Annotated in this window: 14 protein-coding genes; all 14 read left to right on the top strand. The window is 56.8% G+C overall.

Going from position 1 to position 14,584, the window contains the following annotated elements:
* The first annotated feature begins 244 nt into the window (after positions 1 to 244).
* The 14 genes from GT019_RS03100 to GT019_RS03035 all read left to right on the top strand — a co-directional run bounded on the left by GT019_RS03100 (position 245) and on the right by GT019_RS03035 (position 14,582).
* Entirely contained in the window at positions 245 to 2,488 is a 2,244-nt protein-coding gene (locus tag GT019_RS03100; RefSeq protein ID WP_161741488.1) for an HD family phosphohydrolase, read from the top strand.
* The gene (gene ybeY / locus GT019_RS03095; RefSeq protein ID WP_161741051.1) at positions 2,485 to 2,982 is read left to right on the top strand and encodes an rRNA maturation RNase YbeY; all 498 of its coding nucleotides are present in this window, start codon (positions 2,485 to 2,487) and stop codon (positions 2,980 to 2,982) included. The genes GT019_RS03100 and ybeY overlap by 4 nt, the downstream gene beginning before the upstream one ends.
* Positions 2,982 to 3,332 carry a diacylglycerol kinase family protein gene (locus tag GT019_RS03090; protein WP_161741049.1) on the top strand — a complete coding sequence of 117 codons (351 nt, stop codon included), beginning with the start codon at positions 2,982 to 2,984 and terminating at the stop codon, positions 3,330 to 3,332. The genes ybeY and GT019_RS03090 overlap by 1 nt, the downstream gene beginning before the upstream one ends.
* 18 nt (positions 3,333 to 3,350) lie before the next feature.
* Complete coding sequence (gene cdd / locus GT019_RS03085; RefSeq protein WP_161741047.1) at positions 3,351 to 3,788, top strand: cytidine deaminase; 438 nt, start codon at positions 3,351 to 3,353, stop codon at positions 3,786 to 3,788.
* 38 nt (positions 3,789 to 3,826) lie between these two features.
* Entirely contained in the window at positions 3,827 to 4,753 is a 927-nt protein-coding gene (gene era, locus GT019_RS03080) for a GTPase Era (protein WP_161741045.1), read from the top strand.
* 111 nt (positions 4,754 to 4,864) lie between these two features.
* A complete protein-coding gene (locus GT019_RS03075; RefSeq protein WP_161741043.1) occupies positions 4,865 to 5,014 on the top strand; it encodes a YqzL family protein in 150 nt (49 codons plus the stop codon).
* 36 nt (positions 5,015 to 5,050) lie between these two features.
* Positions 5,051 to 5,797: a DNA repair protein RecO gene (gene recO, locus GT019_RS03070; RefSeq protein ID WP_161741041.1), complete on the top strand. Its 747-nt coding sequence runs from the start codon at positions 5,051 to 5,053 to the stop codon at positions 5,795 to 5,797.
* 379 nt (positions 5,798 to 6,176) lie between these two features.
* The gene (gene glyQ, locus GT019_RS03065) at positions 6,177 to 7,064 is read left to right on the top strand and encodes a glycine--tRNA ligase subunit alpha (RefSeq protein WP_161741038.1); all 888 of its coding nucleotides are present in this window, start codon (positions 6,177 to 6,179) and stop codon (positions 7,062 to 7,064) included.
* Positions 7,057 to 9,138: a glycine--tRNA ligase subunit beta gene (glyS, locus tag GT019_RS03060; protein WP_161741036.1), complete on the top strand. Its 2,082-nt coding sequence runs from the start codon at positions 7,057 to 7,059 to the stop codon at positions 9,136 to 9,138. Before glyQ ends, glyS begins: the two co-directional genes overlap by 8 nt.
* Positions 9,139 to 9,206: 68 nt before the next feature.
* A complete protein-coding gene (locus GT019_RS03055) occupies positions 9,207 to 10,025 on the top strand; it encodes a pyruvate, water dikinase regulatory protein (RefSeq protein WP_161741034.1) in 819 nt (272 codons plus the stop codon).
* An 81-nt stretch (positions 10,026 to 10,106) separates the two neighbouring features.
* The gene (locus GT019_RS03050) at positions 10,107 to 10,574 is read left to right on the top strand and encodes a YaiI/YqxD family protein (protein ID WP_161741032.1); all 468 of its coding nucleotides are present in this window, start codon (positions 10,107 to 10,109) and stop codon (positions 10,572 to 10,574) included.
* A gap of 41 nt (positions 10,575 to 10,615) precedes the next feature.
* Positions 10,616 to 12,451, top strand: coding sequence for a DNA primase (gene dnaG / locus GT019_RS03045; RefSeq protein ID WP_161741029.1), 1,836 nt, complete (start codon positions 10,616 to 10,618; stop codon positions 12,449 to 12,451).
* A gap of 62 nt (positions 12,452 to 12,513) precedes the next feature.
* Positions 12,514 to 13,641, top strand: a complete 1,128-nt coding sequence (gene rpoD / locus GT019_RS03040; RefSeq protein ID WP_161741028.1) for an RNA polymerase sigma factor RpoD — start codon at positions 12,514 to 12,516, stop codon at positions 13,639 to 13,641.
* A 113-nt stretch (positions 13,642 to 13,754) separates the two neighbouring features.
* Entirely contained in the window at positions 13,755 to 14,582 is an 828-nt protein-coding gene (locus tag GT019_RS03035; RefSeq protein WP_161741026.1) for a hypothetical protein, read from the top strand.
* The last annotated feature ends 2 nt before the right edge of the window (positions 14,583 to 14,584 follow it).

The following is a 14,584-nucleotide window of genomic DNA, read 5'->3' as shown; positions in this document are numbered from 1 at the left end:
GTGAAATTGTTTTTCAGCTGTAATTGATGGCTTTTTAGCGCTTGTGAAATTTTTTTAATGCTTGCACGAGCGCGAAACAGTTGTAAAATCGCAATTGCTGGTTCTATGATAGGATGATAATCATAAGGGTCCAAGGACGATGTCCGTGGCGGCATAGAGAGAGGCTCCATGGGACGGAAGTTCCTGGAGGTCCCGCGAAGTTCGGGGATTAGGGGGATGCACGTTTTAGGAGGATAGCAACGTGATGAATCAGCAGACCGGTCAGGAGGAAACGAAGACATTCGGTTGGAGTGGATGGAGGAACAGCGGTGCCGTTCGCTGGCTGCTGCTGCTTCTGTTCGTTCTGCTTTTTTATTTTAGCCTGGCGCCGCATGTTCTTCCCAAGACGTACAACATCGAGCTCGGCAAAGCGAGCGACCGCGACATCGAAGCGCCGATGGAGATCAAGGACGAGAAAGCGACCCTTCAGGCGCAGGAGGACGCGGCCGAACGCGTCGAGCCGATGTACTCCATCGTCGCGCTTCGCAGCGAAACGCTGTTGGAGCAGGTTTTCGCCCGCATGGAGCAGCTGAATCAGGACGACCAAGTGACGCTCGAGAACAAAGTGGCGATCTACCGCAGCGAGATTCCGCAAATGTACATCGATTACGTGGATCAGTTCGTTCGGCTGAACAAAGGCAACGGCACGTATAACGACTCGCTGCTCGAGGAAATGTCCACGGTCGTCAAAGAGCAGGCATATCGCATCCCGGAGGAAACCTTCTACAAAATGCCGCAATTGACGGCCGCCCAGCTTAGCGATATGCAGACCGTCGCGGTGCAGATCGTGCACAAGCTGATGGGCGACTCGCTCCGCGAAGCGGAGACGGCACGGACGAAGGTCGCGGAGCTCGTGAACGCCAGCTCGCTGAGCGAACGCAAGTCGCGGGAAATCGTGCAGGAACTGGCGCGCTACGCGATCATGCCGAACAAGTTCCTCGACAAGCAAGCGACGAACGACGCCCGGGTGGCCGCGAAGGAGAACACCCCGCAGGTGGTCATCAAGCAAGGGGACGTGATCGTCCATAAGGGCGACGAGATCACGAAGGAAACGTACGAGCGCTTGTCCTCGTTCGGGCTGCTGCAGACCAAGAAAAATTACTGGCCGCAGCTGGGGCTGTTCTTGTTCTCGGCGTTGTTTCTGATCGTCATCTACGGATATTTGGAGAAGGCATCGAACCTGAGCGGCGGCACGCGGACCGGATACAGCAACGCGCAGATTCTCATGCTGCTGCTGATCTACCTGCTTAACCTGCTGGCGATGCATATCGTCGAGCTGACGCAGACGCGGACGATGCCGTACGTCGGTTATCTGGCGCCGACGGCAATGGGCGCGATGCTGATCGTCATGCTCCTCGACGTGCAGCTGGCGGTCGTGAGCTCCTTTGTTTTTGCCATTATGGGGAGTATTATATTTAATACGGGCTCCGGCCAGATCTTCGATTTCAACTATGGATTCACGACGGCGGTCGTGTCGTTCGCGGCCATCTTCGCCATTCATCGGGCGAGCCAGCGGTCCACGATCCTGAAGGCCGGCATCATGGCCAGCTTATTCGGCTCGGCGTCCGTTCTGGCGATCCTGCTGCTTGGGGATATTCCGCCGAAAACCGATCTGGTCATGACCGTAGCCTTCGCTTTCGCGAGCGGGCTGTTGACGGCGATTCTCGTCGTGGGGCTTATGCCGTTCTTCGAGGTCACCTTCGGCATTTTGTCGGCGCTGAAGCTGGTGGAGCTGTCCAACCCGAACCATCCGCTGCTGCGCAAGCTGCTGACGGAAACGCCGGGCACCTATCACCACAGCGTCATGGTGGGCAACCTGTCCGAAGCGGCGGCGGAAGCGATCGGCGCGAACGGCCTGTTGTGCCGCGTCGGTTCCTACTATCATGACATCGGCAAAACGAAGCGGCCCGGCTATTTCATCGAGAATCAGACGAATTTCGAAAACCCGCATGATTCCATCGATCCCAAGCTGAGCAAATCGATCATCATCGCGCATGCGCGCGACGGCGTGGAGATGCTGAAGAACCACAAGCTGCCGAAGCCGATCAGGGATATCGCGGAACAGCATCACGGCACGACGTTCTTGAAATTCTTCTACCACAAGGCAACCAAGCTGGCGGAAGAAGAAGGCGTCGAGCCGGACTTCACCGAAGAGGATTTCCGCTACCCGGGTCCGAAAGCGCAGTCGAAGGAGGCTGCGATCGTAGGCATCGCGGACAGCGTCGAGGCCGCGGTGCGCAGCATGCGCAGCCCGACGATGGAACAGGTGGAATCCATGATTCACAAGATCATCAAAGGCCGTTTGGAAGACGATCAGTTCAATGAATGCGACCTGACGCTGAAAGAGCTCGAGAAAATCGCGCAAACGCTGAAGGAAACCATTATCGGCATCTTCCATTCGCGCATCGAATACCCGGAAGACGTAAAATCAAAGGAGCGGCTGGCATGAGTTTGCAGTTGGACTGGAGCAACGATCAAGATAAAGTGGTCATTTCGGAGGCGTTCGTCGGCGTGCTGGAGAAGCTGCTGCGGCTGGCCGGCGAAGCGGAAGGCTTGACCGAAGGGGAAGTGACGCTTTCGTTCGTCGACGACGAGGAAATTCACCAACTGAACAAAGACTACCGCGGCATCGACCGTCCGACGGACGTGCTGTCGTTCGCGATGCAGGAAGAAACCGACGAGGAGCTGGGCATCATCTACGAAGTGGAAGACGAGAGCGATCCGATCCCCTACGACGGGATGCTCGGCGATATCGTCATTTCCGCGGAACGCGCGAAGCAGCAAAGCGAGGAATACGGACATTCGCTCGAGCGGGAGCTCGGCTTCCTGTTCGTGCACGGCTTCCTTCATCTGATCGGATACGACCATCAGGATGAGGAGAGCGAGGCCGTCATGACGAAGAAACAGGAAGCCGTGCTCCTGCAAGCAGGTTTGACCCGTTAATGATACGGTTTCTGCGCAGCGTCGCCTACGCTTGGAGCGGCTTTCGCAGCGCCGTCGGCACGCAGGCGAACATGAGGATTCATGTTGCCTTTGTCGTCGCGGTCAATGCGGCGGGCCTGCTGTTCGGTTTATCCGCCATGGAATGGGCGGCGATCATTATCGTGCAGGGCATGGTCCTTGCCGCGGAGCTGCTCAATACGGCCGTCGAACATGTCGTCGACCTGGTCAGCCCGCAGAAGCATCCGCTCGCGAAAGCGGCGAAGGACACGGCGGCCGCGGCGGTGCTGTTTGCCGCCGCGACGGCGGTTGCCGTAGGGCTGATCGTATTCGGGCCGCATCTGCTGCCCTGAGAGAAGGAGAAACTTCACATGACCGAACTAACGAAACAACCGCTGCCCGAGCCCTTTCGGCAGTTGATGGAACAAGCCATCGAAGCGAAGAAGAAAGCCTATGTGCCGTATTCGCGCTTTCAAGTCGGCGCCGCGCTGCTGGATGCGGAGGGCGACGTGCATCACGGCTGCAACGTGGAAAACGCGGCGTACAGCCCGACGAACTGCGCGGAACGAACCGCGTTGTTCCGCGCGATCGCGGACGGCCATGCCGCGCGCAGCTTCAAGGCGATCGCGGTCGTGGGCGACACGGAGACGCCGATTACGCCCTGCGGCGTATGCCGGCAGGTGCTCGTGGAGCTCTGCTCGCTCGACATGCCGGTCATCATGGGCAATATGAAAGGCGATTGGCAGATACTCACGGTCGAAGAGTTGCTGCCCGGCGCTTTCTCGTCCAATCAGCTTCACCAAGCTTAATTTACGCGTAATGCCTGGAAGGGGCCATTAGACCACCTATGACAACGACAAATACCGGATCCAAAGGATCCAAAGAAAAATTCCGCTCCGGGTTCGTGGCGATCGTCGGCCGGCCGAACGTCGGCAAATCGACGCTCATCAACGAAGTCATCGGCCAGAAGATCGCGATCATGTCGGACAAGCCGCAGACGACGCGCAACAAGATCCACGGCGTCTATTCGACGGACAATTCCCAGATCGTGTTTCTCGATACGCCCGGCATCCACAAGCCGACCTCGAAACTGGGCGACTTCATGGTGAAATCGGCCATCAGCACGCTGGGAGAAGTGGATGCGGCATTGTTCCTCATCGATGCGTCCGAAGGACTCGGCGGAGGAGATCGCTTCATCATCGAAGCGCTCAAGAAGATCACGACGCCGGTGTTCCTCATTATGAATAAAATCGACAAGATCGAGCCGGAAGCGCTGCTGCCGCTCATCGTGCAATATAAAGAGCTTTACGATTTCGCGGAGATCATCCCGGTGTCCGCCTTGAAGGGCAACAACGTCGATACGCTTCTTCGGGTGCTCGGCGGTTACCTGCCGGAAGGCCCGCAATATTATCCGGCCGATCAGGTGACGGACCATCCGGAGCAATTCGTATGCGCGGAGCTCGTCCGCGAGAAGATCCTGCATTTGACCCGCGAAGAAGTACCGCATTCCATCGCCGTGGCCATCGAAGATATGAAGGTGCAGGATAACGGCGTGGTCTATATCGGAGCCGTCATTTACGTCGAGCGCGACTCGCAGAAAGGCATCGTCATCGGCAAGCAAGGCGCGCTGCTGAAGCAGGTCGGCAAAGAGGCGCGGCGCGATATCGAGACGCTGCTCGGTTCGCGCGTATTCCTGGAGCTGTGGGTCAAGGTGAAGAAAGACTGGCGCAACCAGGAACGGGTGCTCAAGGATCTCGGCTTCCGCAACGATTGACAAGTTCCAGCCGGAGCCGGAAATGACAATAATTTGGCGGCATAAGCTTCATCCCTTCATCGCATCCTAATCCGTGAGCAACATTTCTGAGCGCGGAAAGGATGAATACGAATGCGAAATTTTTCGTGGAAGTATTTTACGCTGACCGGGGATGTGGAGGCTTTCATGCTTTACAGGGAGATGGAAGAGCACGCGTCGGCTGAGGCCATTCCTCAAGAGGAAGAAGGAGAAGCGCCGGCCGAACGCGAAGGTGCTTCATAGCGGATCGTTGTCCGCGGGAGTTTGGGGGAGAGGCTCATGCAGTACCGGGTCGAGGGGATCGTGATTCGAAGCACGGATTACGGGGAAGGCAACAAAATCGTGACGCTGTTGACGAATACGCACGGCAAGATCGGCGTCATCGTCCGCGGCGCCAAGAAAATCAAGAGCCGTTACGGTTCCCTGTCGCAGCTATTCACGCACGGGGAGTATCTGTTTTTCCGAAACAGCGGGCTTGGCACGTTGACGCATGGTGAGATCATCGAATCTCACCATGTTTTGCGTGAACAGCTTGATTTGACCGCCTATTCTTCCTATGCCGCGGAGTTGGTAGACCGCGCGCTTCAAGAAGAAGACGCGGGCGCGTTTATGTACGAGCAGCTGAAGGCTTGCCTGAATGCCTTCGCCGAAGGCAAGGACGTGACGGTGACCATTCAGCTGTTCGAGATGAAGGTGCTGCAAGCTGCCGGCTACGGGCCGGATTTCCGGGCATGCGTATCCTGCGGCAACGAAGCAGGTCCGATGGCGTTGAGCGCGCGAAATGGCGGGATTCTGTGCAGCCGATGCGCGTACAAGGATCCTCAGGCGCTTCCGCTTGGCGATGGCGCGCTCAAGCTGCTTCGGCTATACCAACAGATGGATCTCAGGCGGCTCGGCAATATCGCGATCAAGGACGAGACGAAGCAGCAGTTGAAGCAGGCCATGCGTCTGCTGATGGACACGCATGTGGCGCTGCCGTTGAAATCTCGCGCTTTTCTGGATCAAATGGATAAATACTCCATATGAACGGACTCGAGGCTTTATGGTTTGGCTAGGTTTGACACGAGGACCTGGAATTGATAAGATAAATTATTATGTGAATAAGCGATGATGGAGAGAGTAATCGGTAATTGTCCGACGCAAGCGAGCCGGGGGCGGTGAAAGCCCGGACGGACCTACGCGATGAAAGGCGCTCCGGAGTTTGAGAGCAAGGCTTAAAAGCGGGTTTTCGACGCAGTCGCCGCGACTGATGCATTCGAAAACCAAGTAGGGTGGAACCGCGGAAGCTCAAGCTTTCGTCCCTATGTCTGACAACCAGACGTAGCGACGGGAGCTTTTTTTGGCGTTCATGCGCGCTCGTTATGGAAACGGCGGGGTTAATATCATTAAAGGAGAGAAGAAGAACATGAATTTTCAGAACATGATTTTGACGCTTCAGCAGTTCTGGGCGGAACAAAATTGCATTCTTGTTCAGCCGTACGACACGGAGAAGGGCGCCGGCACGATGAATCCGATGACCTTTCTGCGCTCTATCGGGCCCGAGCCATGGAATGTCGCGTACGTCGAGCCGTCGAGGCGTCCCGCGGACGGCCGTTACGGGGAGAATCCGAACCGTCTCTACCAGCATCACCAGTTTCAAGTCATCCTGAAGCCGTCGCCGGACAATATCCAAGAGCTGTACTTGGAAAGCCTGAAACGCCTCGGCATCGATCCGCTTCATCACGATATCCGTTTCGTCGAGGACAACTGGGAATCGCCGACGCTCGGAGCGTGGGGGCTCGGCTGGGAAGTGTGGCTGAACGGCATGGAAATCACGCAATTCACGTACTTCCAGCAGGTCGGGGGCATCGACGCGAATCCCGTTGCCGTGGAAATTACATACGGCATGGAGCGGCTTGCTTCTTATATCCAAGAGAAAGAAAACGTGTTCGATCTGGAGTGGGTCGACGGCGTGACGTACGGCGACGTCTTCCTCCAACCGGAGTATGAGCATTCCAAATACACCTTCGAAACGTCCGATGCGGCGATGTTGTTCTCGCTGTTCAACATGTACGAGGAAGAAGCGAAGAAAACGATGGAGCATAAGCTCGTCTTTCCTGCTTACGATTACGTGCTGAAATGCTCCCATGCGTTCAACCTGTTGGATGCGCGCGGCGCGATCAGCGTGACGGAACGCACCGGGTATATCATGCGCGTGCGCAACTTGGCAAGGGCATGCGCGGCAACGTATCTGGAGGAGCGCGAACGTCTCGGCTTCCCGCTGCTCAAGAAAGGAGTGAACGTCAATGGCTAAGGATTTGCTGCTCGAGATCGGACTCGAGGAGGTGCCGGCCCGTTTCGTGCGCGGCGCCATGAATCAATTGAAAGAGAAAACCGCCAAATGGCTGGAGAACGGCCGGATCGCGCACGGCGAAATCGAAGCGTACGCGACGCCTCGCCGTCTCACGGTATTGGTCCGGGACGTCGAAGAGAAGCAAGCGGACGTGAACGAGGAAGTCAAAGGCCCGTCCCGCAAAATCGCGCTTGGGGACAACGGCGAATGGAGCAAGGCCGCGCTGGGCTTTGCCCGCAGCCAAGGCGTCGAGCCCGGCGATTTCTTCTTCAAAGAAGTCGGCGGCGTGGAATATATTTACGCCAACAAGAGCAGCATCGGCACGGCGACGAGCGACGTACTCCCGGAAGGACTTGCGTCCATCATTACCTCGATGTCTTTCCCGAAGAACATGCGTTGGGGCAATTACGACCTGCGCTTCGTCCGCCCGATCAAATGGCTGGTGGCTCTGTTCGGCGAGGAGATCGTTCCGCTTGAAATCACGGCGGTCCAAAGCGGCAGAACGACGCGCGGTCACCGCTTCTTGGGCAGCGAGACGGACATTGCCATGCCGCGCGATTACGTGGCGCGCCTGAAGGAACAGCATGTCATCGCCGACGCGGCCGAGCGCGAAGCGCTGATCGTCGAGCAGATCAATGCGCTGTCCGCCGACAAGGGCTGGCATATCGCGATCAAGGAAGACTTGCTGGAGGAAGTCGTGTTCCTCGTCGAGTATCCGAACGTGTTGTTCGGCACGTTCGACGAATCGTTCCTGCGCATTCCGCAGGAAGTGCTGATCACGTCGATGCGGGAGCATCAACGGTATTTCCCGGTCTTGGACGGCAACGGCAAACTGCTGCCCTTCTTCGTCACGGTTCGCAACGGCGACCGCACCTCCATCGAGAACGTCGCCAAAGGCAACGAGAAAGTATTGCGCGCGCGCTTGTCCGACGCGAAATTTTTCTATGGCGAGGATCAGAAGCTTGCGATCGGCGACGCGCTGGCCAAGCTCGAATCGATCGTCTATCACGAAGAACTCGGCACGGTAGCGGATAAGGTCCGCCGTATCGTGGCAACGACGGGCAAATTGACGGCCGCGCTCGGCTTGGACGCGCAAGCCTCCGACGATGCCGCGCGCACGGCGGCGATCTGCAAATTCGATCTCGTGACGCAGATGGTCTACGAATTCCCCGAGCTGCAGGGCATCATGGGCGAAGATTACGCGCGCAAGGCCGGCGAGCGGGAAGCGGTCGCCCAAGCGATCAACGAGCACTACCAGCCGCGGTTTGCGGGCGACCGCGCGCCGGCTTCGATCATCGGCGCCGTCGTCAGCCTCGCGGATAAGATCGACACGATCGTCGGCTGCTTCTCCATCGGCATCATTCCGACCGGCTCCCAGGATCCTTACGCGCTTCGCCGCCAAGCCGCGGGCATCGTGCAAATCGTCCTCGCGCACGGCTTGAAGCTGCCGCTCGGCACGCTGTTCGACCTGTCGCTCGACGTGCACGCCGCGCGCGGCATGAAACGCGAAGCGGCCGAAATACGCAAGGACCTGTACGAGTTCTTCTCGCTTCGCGTAAAGAACGTGCTCACGGAACAAAGCGTTCGCTACGACGTCGTCGACGCCGTCATGGCCGTCGGATATCAAGATTTGCGCGTCACGGTCGACCGTGCGGCGGCGGTGACGGCCGCGGCTGCAGGCGACCGGCGCGAGGAATTCAAGACCGTCGTGGACGCGCTCAACCGGGTGTGCAACCTTGCGGCGAAAGCCGCGTCTAATGAAGTGGATCCGAGCCTGTTCGCGGATGAGACCGAAGGCGCGCTTTATCGCGCGTGGACTTCCGTGCGCGAGGATATTGCCGCGCAGGTCGAGCGCGGCGAAGCGGCTGCGGCGATCGTCAAGCTGGCGGGTCTGAAGGACCCGATCAATGCGTATTTCGACCATGTCATGGTCATGGCGGAAGACGAAGCCGTGCGCGCGAACCGTTTGGCGACATTGGCCTCGATCGCGGGCAGCGTAACGCAGGTAGCGGACTTTTCGAAATTGGTTTGGTAAACGGGGCGCGAAGCAAAGCGCAACGGTTTTGGAGACCTTGAAGCGAATATTTGAAGGAGGGGATTGAAATGGCAGCCGAATCACAGCCTGACGTCATTATTTACGTCGTTTCCGATTCCGCCGGGGATACCGGCGAGCTTGTCGTAAGGGCGGCGGTGGCCCAATTTCATCCCATTCACGCGGATATCCGCCGCGTTCCGTTCGTACATGACGAAGCGGCGCTGGAACGCTTCGTCCGGCTGGCGAAGGCGCATGACGCCATCATGCTTTATACGCTGGTGCTGCCGGGCCTTCGGGAACGGATGATCGATTTGGCGGAGAAGTACGACGTGACCGCGATCGATCTGCTCGGCTCGCTGCTGAACAGCCTGGAGGCGAAGACGGACCGCAAGCCCCGCCAGGAACCGGGATTGAACCACGTGCTGGACGAGAATTATTTCCGCAAGGTGGAGGCGGTGGAATTTGCCGTCAAGTACGACGACATGCGGGACACGACCGGCATACTCAAAGCCGATATCGTGCTCGTCGGCGTGTCGCGGACGTCCAAGACGCCGCTTTCCATGTATCTGGCGCATAAGCAGTTCAAGGTCGCGAACGTTCCGCTCATTCCGGAGGTCGGCCCGCCGCCAGAGCTGTTCCAGATTCCGAAGGAGAAGGTCGTCGGCTTGACGATCGACGTTCATTATCTGAACGGCATCCGCAAGGAACGGCTCAAGGCGCTCGGGCTTCCGGACAGCGCGTCGTACGCGAAGGCGGACCGGATCGAATTCGAACTGCAGTACGCGAAATCCATCACGGACAAGATCGGCTGTCTCGTGATCGACGTTTCCCACAAAGCGGTGGAGGAAACCGCCAGTCTCATCATGGAGTACGTCGAATCCGTTTGATGACGCGCGGGAAGCAGGATTTTTTAGTTATTTGCCGTATATAATAGTACGGAAGTTACATGAAGATACGGTGGTGCAAATTTGACGGCGGTGCCAACAATTGTAGTCGATGCCGACGCTTGTCCGGTGAAGCGGGAAATTGTCGAGGTTGCTCGAACGCACGGCGTGCCGGTTCTGATGGTAGCTTCGCATGATCATCGGCTGCAGGCGGAGAAGGGCGTCGCGATCATGCAGGTCGACCGCAGCGATCAATCGGTCGACCTGTACATCGCCAATCGCATCAAACGCGGCGACATCGTCGTGACGCAGGATTTCGGGCTGGCGACGATCGTCTTGGCCAGAGGCGCGACCGCGCTGTCGCCGCGCGGCCAGGAGTACGATGACAGCAATATCGACTACTTGATGGAGCGCAGGCACGAGCTGGCGAAACGGCGCCGGGCAGGCGGAAGGACGAAGGGACCCAAAGCGATGTCGGACGAGGATCGGACCCGTTTTCAACAAATGCTGACAAAAGTTTTGGAATCTCGGCAGGAGAATGCTGAACCGTAGCGAATAGTATTACTTGTCATTTAGGATGAAGGTGAAGGGGTATGGCATACGGGAAAATACCGGATTCCGTCATTGAAGCGGTGCTCAAGCATCACGATATCGTCGAAACGGTAGGAAAGTACGTTCACCTCTCGAAAAACGGGAAATACATGAAGGGGCTTTGCCCGTTTCATTCAGAGAAGACGCCTTCCTTTACCGTCACGCCGGAGAAAGGCATCTTCTATTGCTACGGATGCGGCAAAGGCGGGAACGCCATCAAGTTCATCGAGGAAATCGAAGAATATTCGTTTCCGGAAGCCGTGCGCGCCATGGCGGAAGAAGCCGGCATCCCGATAACGTGGTCCGGATCGACGGACGGGCAGAGCAATGAGGGAAACGGGGAGCGCGACAAGCTGGTTCAAGCGCATGAGCTGGCAGCCAAACTGTATCATTATCTGCTGATGAACACGACGCACGGACAACCCGCGCTGCAGTATTTGCGCGGAAGGGGCGTGACGGACAAGCAAATCGACCAATTCCTGATCGGCTACGCGCCTCCCGAATGGGATACGCTCGCGCGTTTCCTGGAGAAGCGGGAGTTCGATTCCGCCTTGATGGAGAAGGGCGGCCTGTTGATCGGGAAGCAGGACAAGAGCGGCTACATCGACCGGTTTCGGGACAGGGTCATGTTTCCGATCTGGAACCGCGACGGCAAAGTGATCGCGCTGGCAGGCCGAATGCTCGGGGAGGGACAGCCGAAGTATTTGAATTCTCCGGAGACGATGCTGTTTAACAAAAGCCGGAATTTGTATAACTTCCATCATGCCAGGGTGGCGCTGCGCAAGAGCAGGCGCGTGGTGTTGTTCGAAGGCTATATGGATGTCGTCAAAGCATGGAGCGCGGGCGTGCATAACGGCGTGGCATCCATGGGAACGTCATTGACGGAGGAGCACGCGGCGGTGCTGCAGCGGAATGCGGACGAGGCGATTCTATGCTACGACGGCGACAATGCCGGACAAGCGGCGGCGCTCAAAACCATCCCGATTTTGGAGAAGGCCGGGCTGCGCGTTCAAGTGGCGATGCTGCCGAAAGGCATGGATCCGGACGAGTTTATCGAACAGAACGGCGCGCATGCGTTCATTCGGGAAATTATCGAACACCCGGTTTCCGCCACAAAATTTAAATTACTATATGCTAAGAAAAACCATATACTCCTAGAAGAAGAGGGACAGAAAAATTACTTGCTGGAAGCCGTACGCATCATTGCCGTGCTGGATTCGCCGACAGAGCGGGAATTTTATTTGAAAGAGCTGTCCCGCGAGTTCGATATGTCCTTGGATTCGTTGAAGCAGGACTGTTTTAACGAACGGCAGCAGCTTCAAAAAATGAAACCGCAAAGGGATAATAACGACAATTCGTGGAATAATGGTAGGAATGAAAACCGTGAAAACCGCCGTTCATCCTCTGCGCCGCCCGTGTTGCCCGCCTATCAGGTAGCCGAGCGCAAGCTGCTTGCGCAAATGCTGCAGAGCGCGGATATCGCGAACACGGTGCACCAGAAGCTCGGGGAAGCTTTTCACGTGGAGGATCACGCAGCGCTTGCTGCTTATTTATACGCTTATTACGCGCAGGGCCATGATCCGGATGTTAGCCGATTTATTGCGTCGCTTCAGGATGACCGCCTTGAACGGGCGGCCGCTTCCATCCTCATGATGGACGACGACATGCCGTTCGACGAGCAGCTGCTCGACGATTATGTCAACGAAATCAGCAAGGTGCCTAAGCTTCGAGAGATTGAACAGATAAAAGAAGCGATGATTAAGGCGGAGCGGTCCGGCGACAACCTGAAAGCGGCACAGCTTGGAATTGAAATGTACAAACTGCAAGCGAGATTATAGCCCTAGAGAGACAGCTTAAAGGTCGGTAGGATGATCGTTTCTAGGGAGGAGGGAGTCGGAATATGGCGAATGATCAACATACTGAATTGGATACCGAACAGAAGCTGGAGCTCGTCAAAGAACAGCTGATCGAACACGGGAAGAAGAGATCCTCCTTAACCTACAAAGAAATCATGGAGAAGCTTTCACCGTTTGATCAGGATCCGGAACAAATCGACGAATTCTTTGAACAGCTTGACGATATCGGCATTGAAGTAGTGAACGAGAACGACGAGGATCTTCCGATTGGCAACAGGGACGATCAGGAACGCGAACAAGACGACTTCAACTTCGACGATGACTTGGCGCTCCCGCCGGGCATTAAAATAAACGATCCCGTTCGGATGTACCTAAAGGAAATCGGCCGGGTGCCCCTGTTGTCGGCGGACGACGAAGTGGAGCTGGCGAAGCGGATCGAGCATGGCGACGAAGAAGCCAAGCGCAGGCTGGCAGAAGCGAACCTCCGGCTCGTCGTCAGCATCGCCAAGCGTTACGTGGGCCGCGGCATGCTGTTCTTGGACTTGATTCAAGAGGGCAATATGGGTCTGATCAAAGCCGTCGAGAAATTCGACCATACGAAGGGCTATAAGTTCAGCACGTATGCGACATGGTGGATCAGACAAGCGATCACGCGCGCGATCGCGGACCAAGCGCGCACGATCCGGATCCCGGTCCATATGGTCGAAACGATCAACAAGCTCGTACGGGTATCCCGTCAGCTGCTTCAGGAGCTGGGCCGCGAGCCGAGCCCGGAAGAGATTGCGGCCGAGATGGATCTGAGTACCGAGAAGGTTCGGGAAATCATGAAGATTGCGCAGGAGCCGGTATCGCTCGAAACGCCGATCGGGGAAGAAGACGACTCGCATTTGGGCGATTTTATCGAGGATCAGGAAGCGCTCGCCCCGGCGGATGCCGCCGCGTACGAGCTCTTGAAGGAACAGCTGGAGGACGTGCTCGATACGCTTACGGAGCGTGAAGAAAACGTGTTGCGCCTTCGGTTCGGACTCGATGACGGCCGTACGCGCACGTTGGAAGAAGTGGGCAAAGTGTTCGGCGTCACCCGCGAGCGGATTCGTCAAATCGAGGCGAAAGCGCTGCGCAAGCTGCGTCATCCGTCCCGCAGCAAACGGCTCAAAGATTTTCTTGAATAACCTTCTGGACCTTACTGCGTTAAGCAGCAAGGTCTTTTTTGGAAGTGCGGGACTTTGCCGCTTCTTCTTACTTAAGCCAACATGACGCCTGGAGAGAGGGACCACAAGCCGACATGGATCAGGAACGCCGGAAAACGATTGTCAAAGAAATCGAGCATTGGCAGCGCTCGAAGCTGCTGCCCGAGCAATATTGCGACTTCCTGTTGAATCTGTATCTGGACGAAGGGGAGACCCGGGCTCCGGCTTCGTTTACGGGACGAGCGGCGATTGTAGTGAAAGGAGCTTCGGCGAAGCAATGGCTCCTTACATTTGGAATTTTTTCCTTGATTTGTTTTGTTGTTCTTTATTTTAACGTTTTTCATCCGCTATTGCAAATTGCGCTGTCGATGACGGGCGTATATGCCCTGCTGTTTATAGGCCAAAAGTATCGGAAGAAAAATGAATCGGTAGGCCTAGGTTTTGTCGGCGCCGGGATGCTGCTCATGCTGGGTTCGGGACTGTATATGCTGCAGCTGCACGAATTGGATGCTTGGGGCTGGAAATCGGGCCTGCTGTCGTTCTGCGCGCTCACTTGGGTCGCGTTCGGCATCGGAGCGAGAATTCCGCTGCTGCACCTGTGCGGATGGATGGCTTCTTTCCTCGTCTATGCTTGGCTGCTGGCGAACAATACGGAATCGCCGGCATGGTACGAGATCCAGCTCTATTGGCTGCCGGTATCGTTCGTATTCGGCTGGTGCAGCTGGTTCGTCCAGCGGTGGACGAAGCCGGCGGCTTCGATCCTGTTCATCGCCGGCGCGCTCGCTTGGTTCATGCCCGAGCTGTACGCGGCGTTGTTCGCGGACAGCATGAGCGGCATCCAGCTGGCTTTGATCGTTAAAATTATCGCGGGGGGCGCACTGCTCTTCTCGCTTCGAAAACAATGGATTGCGTGGGTTGCGTAGAC

It is taken from the genome of Paenibacillus glycinis, from assembly GCF_009909185.1.
In the GTDB taxonomy this organism is placed as follows: Bacteria; Bacillota; Bacilli; order Paenibacillales; family Paenibacillaceae; genus Paenibacillus_Z; species Paenibacillus_Z glycinis.
The sequence above is the reverse complement of the archived record's forward strand: the minus strand, read 5'-3'. Positions and strand labels throughout refer to the sequence as shown.

Bases quoted from the DNA above. Each gene is read 5' to 3' on its own strand.
- ybeY (WP_161741051.1), top strand. From the start codon at position 2,485: ATGAGTTTGCAGTTGGACTGGAGCAACGATCAAGATAAAGTGGTCATT.
- GT019_RS03075 (WP_161741043.1), top strand. From the start codon at position 4,865: ATGCGAAATTTTTCGTGGAAGTATTTTACGCTGACCGGGGATGTGGAG.
- GT019_RS03100 (WP_161741488.1), top strand. From the start codon at position 245: ATGAATCAGCAGACCGGTCAGGAGGAAACGAAGACATTCGGTTGGAGT.
- dnaG (WP_161741029.1), top strand. From the start codon at position 10,616: ATGGCATACGGGAAAATACCGGATTCCGTCATTGAAGCGGTGCTCAAG.
- rpoD (WP_161741028.1), top strand. From the start codon at position 12,514: ATGGCGAATGATCAACATACTGAATTGGATACCGAACAGAAGCTGGAG.
- era (WP_161741045.1), top strand. From the start codon at position 3,827: ATGACAACGACAAATACCGGATCCAAAGGATCCAAAGAAAAATTCCGC.
- glyQ (WP_161741038.1), top strand. From the start codon at position 6,177: ATGAATTTTCAGAACATGATTTTGACGCTTCAGCAGTTCTGGGCGGAA.
- GT019_RS03055 (WP_161741034.1), top strand. From the start codon at position 9,207: ATGGCAGCCGAATCACAGCCTGACGTCATTATTTACGTCGTTTCCGAT.
- cdd (WP_161741047.1), top strand. From the start codon at position 3,351: ATGACCGAACTAACGAAACAACCGCTGCCCGAGCCCTTTCGGCAGTTG.
- recO (WP_161741041.1), top strand. From the start codon at position 5,051: ATGCAGTACCGGGTCGAGGGGATCGTGATTCGAAGCACGGATTACGGG.
- GT019_RS03035 (WP_161741026.1), top strand. From the start codon at position 13,755: ATGGATCAGGAACGCCGGAAAACGATTGTCAAAGAAATCGAGCATTGG.
- GT019_RS03090 (WP_161741049.1), top strand. From the start codon at position 2,982: ATGATACGGTTTCTGCGCAGCGTCGCCTACGCTTGGAGCGGCTTTCGC.
- glyS (WP_161741036.1), top strand. From the start codon at position 7,057: ATGGCTAAGGATTTGCTGCTCGAGATCGGACTCGAGGAGGTGCCGGCC.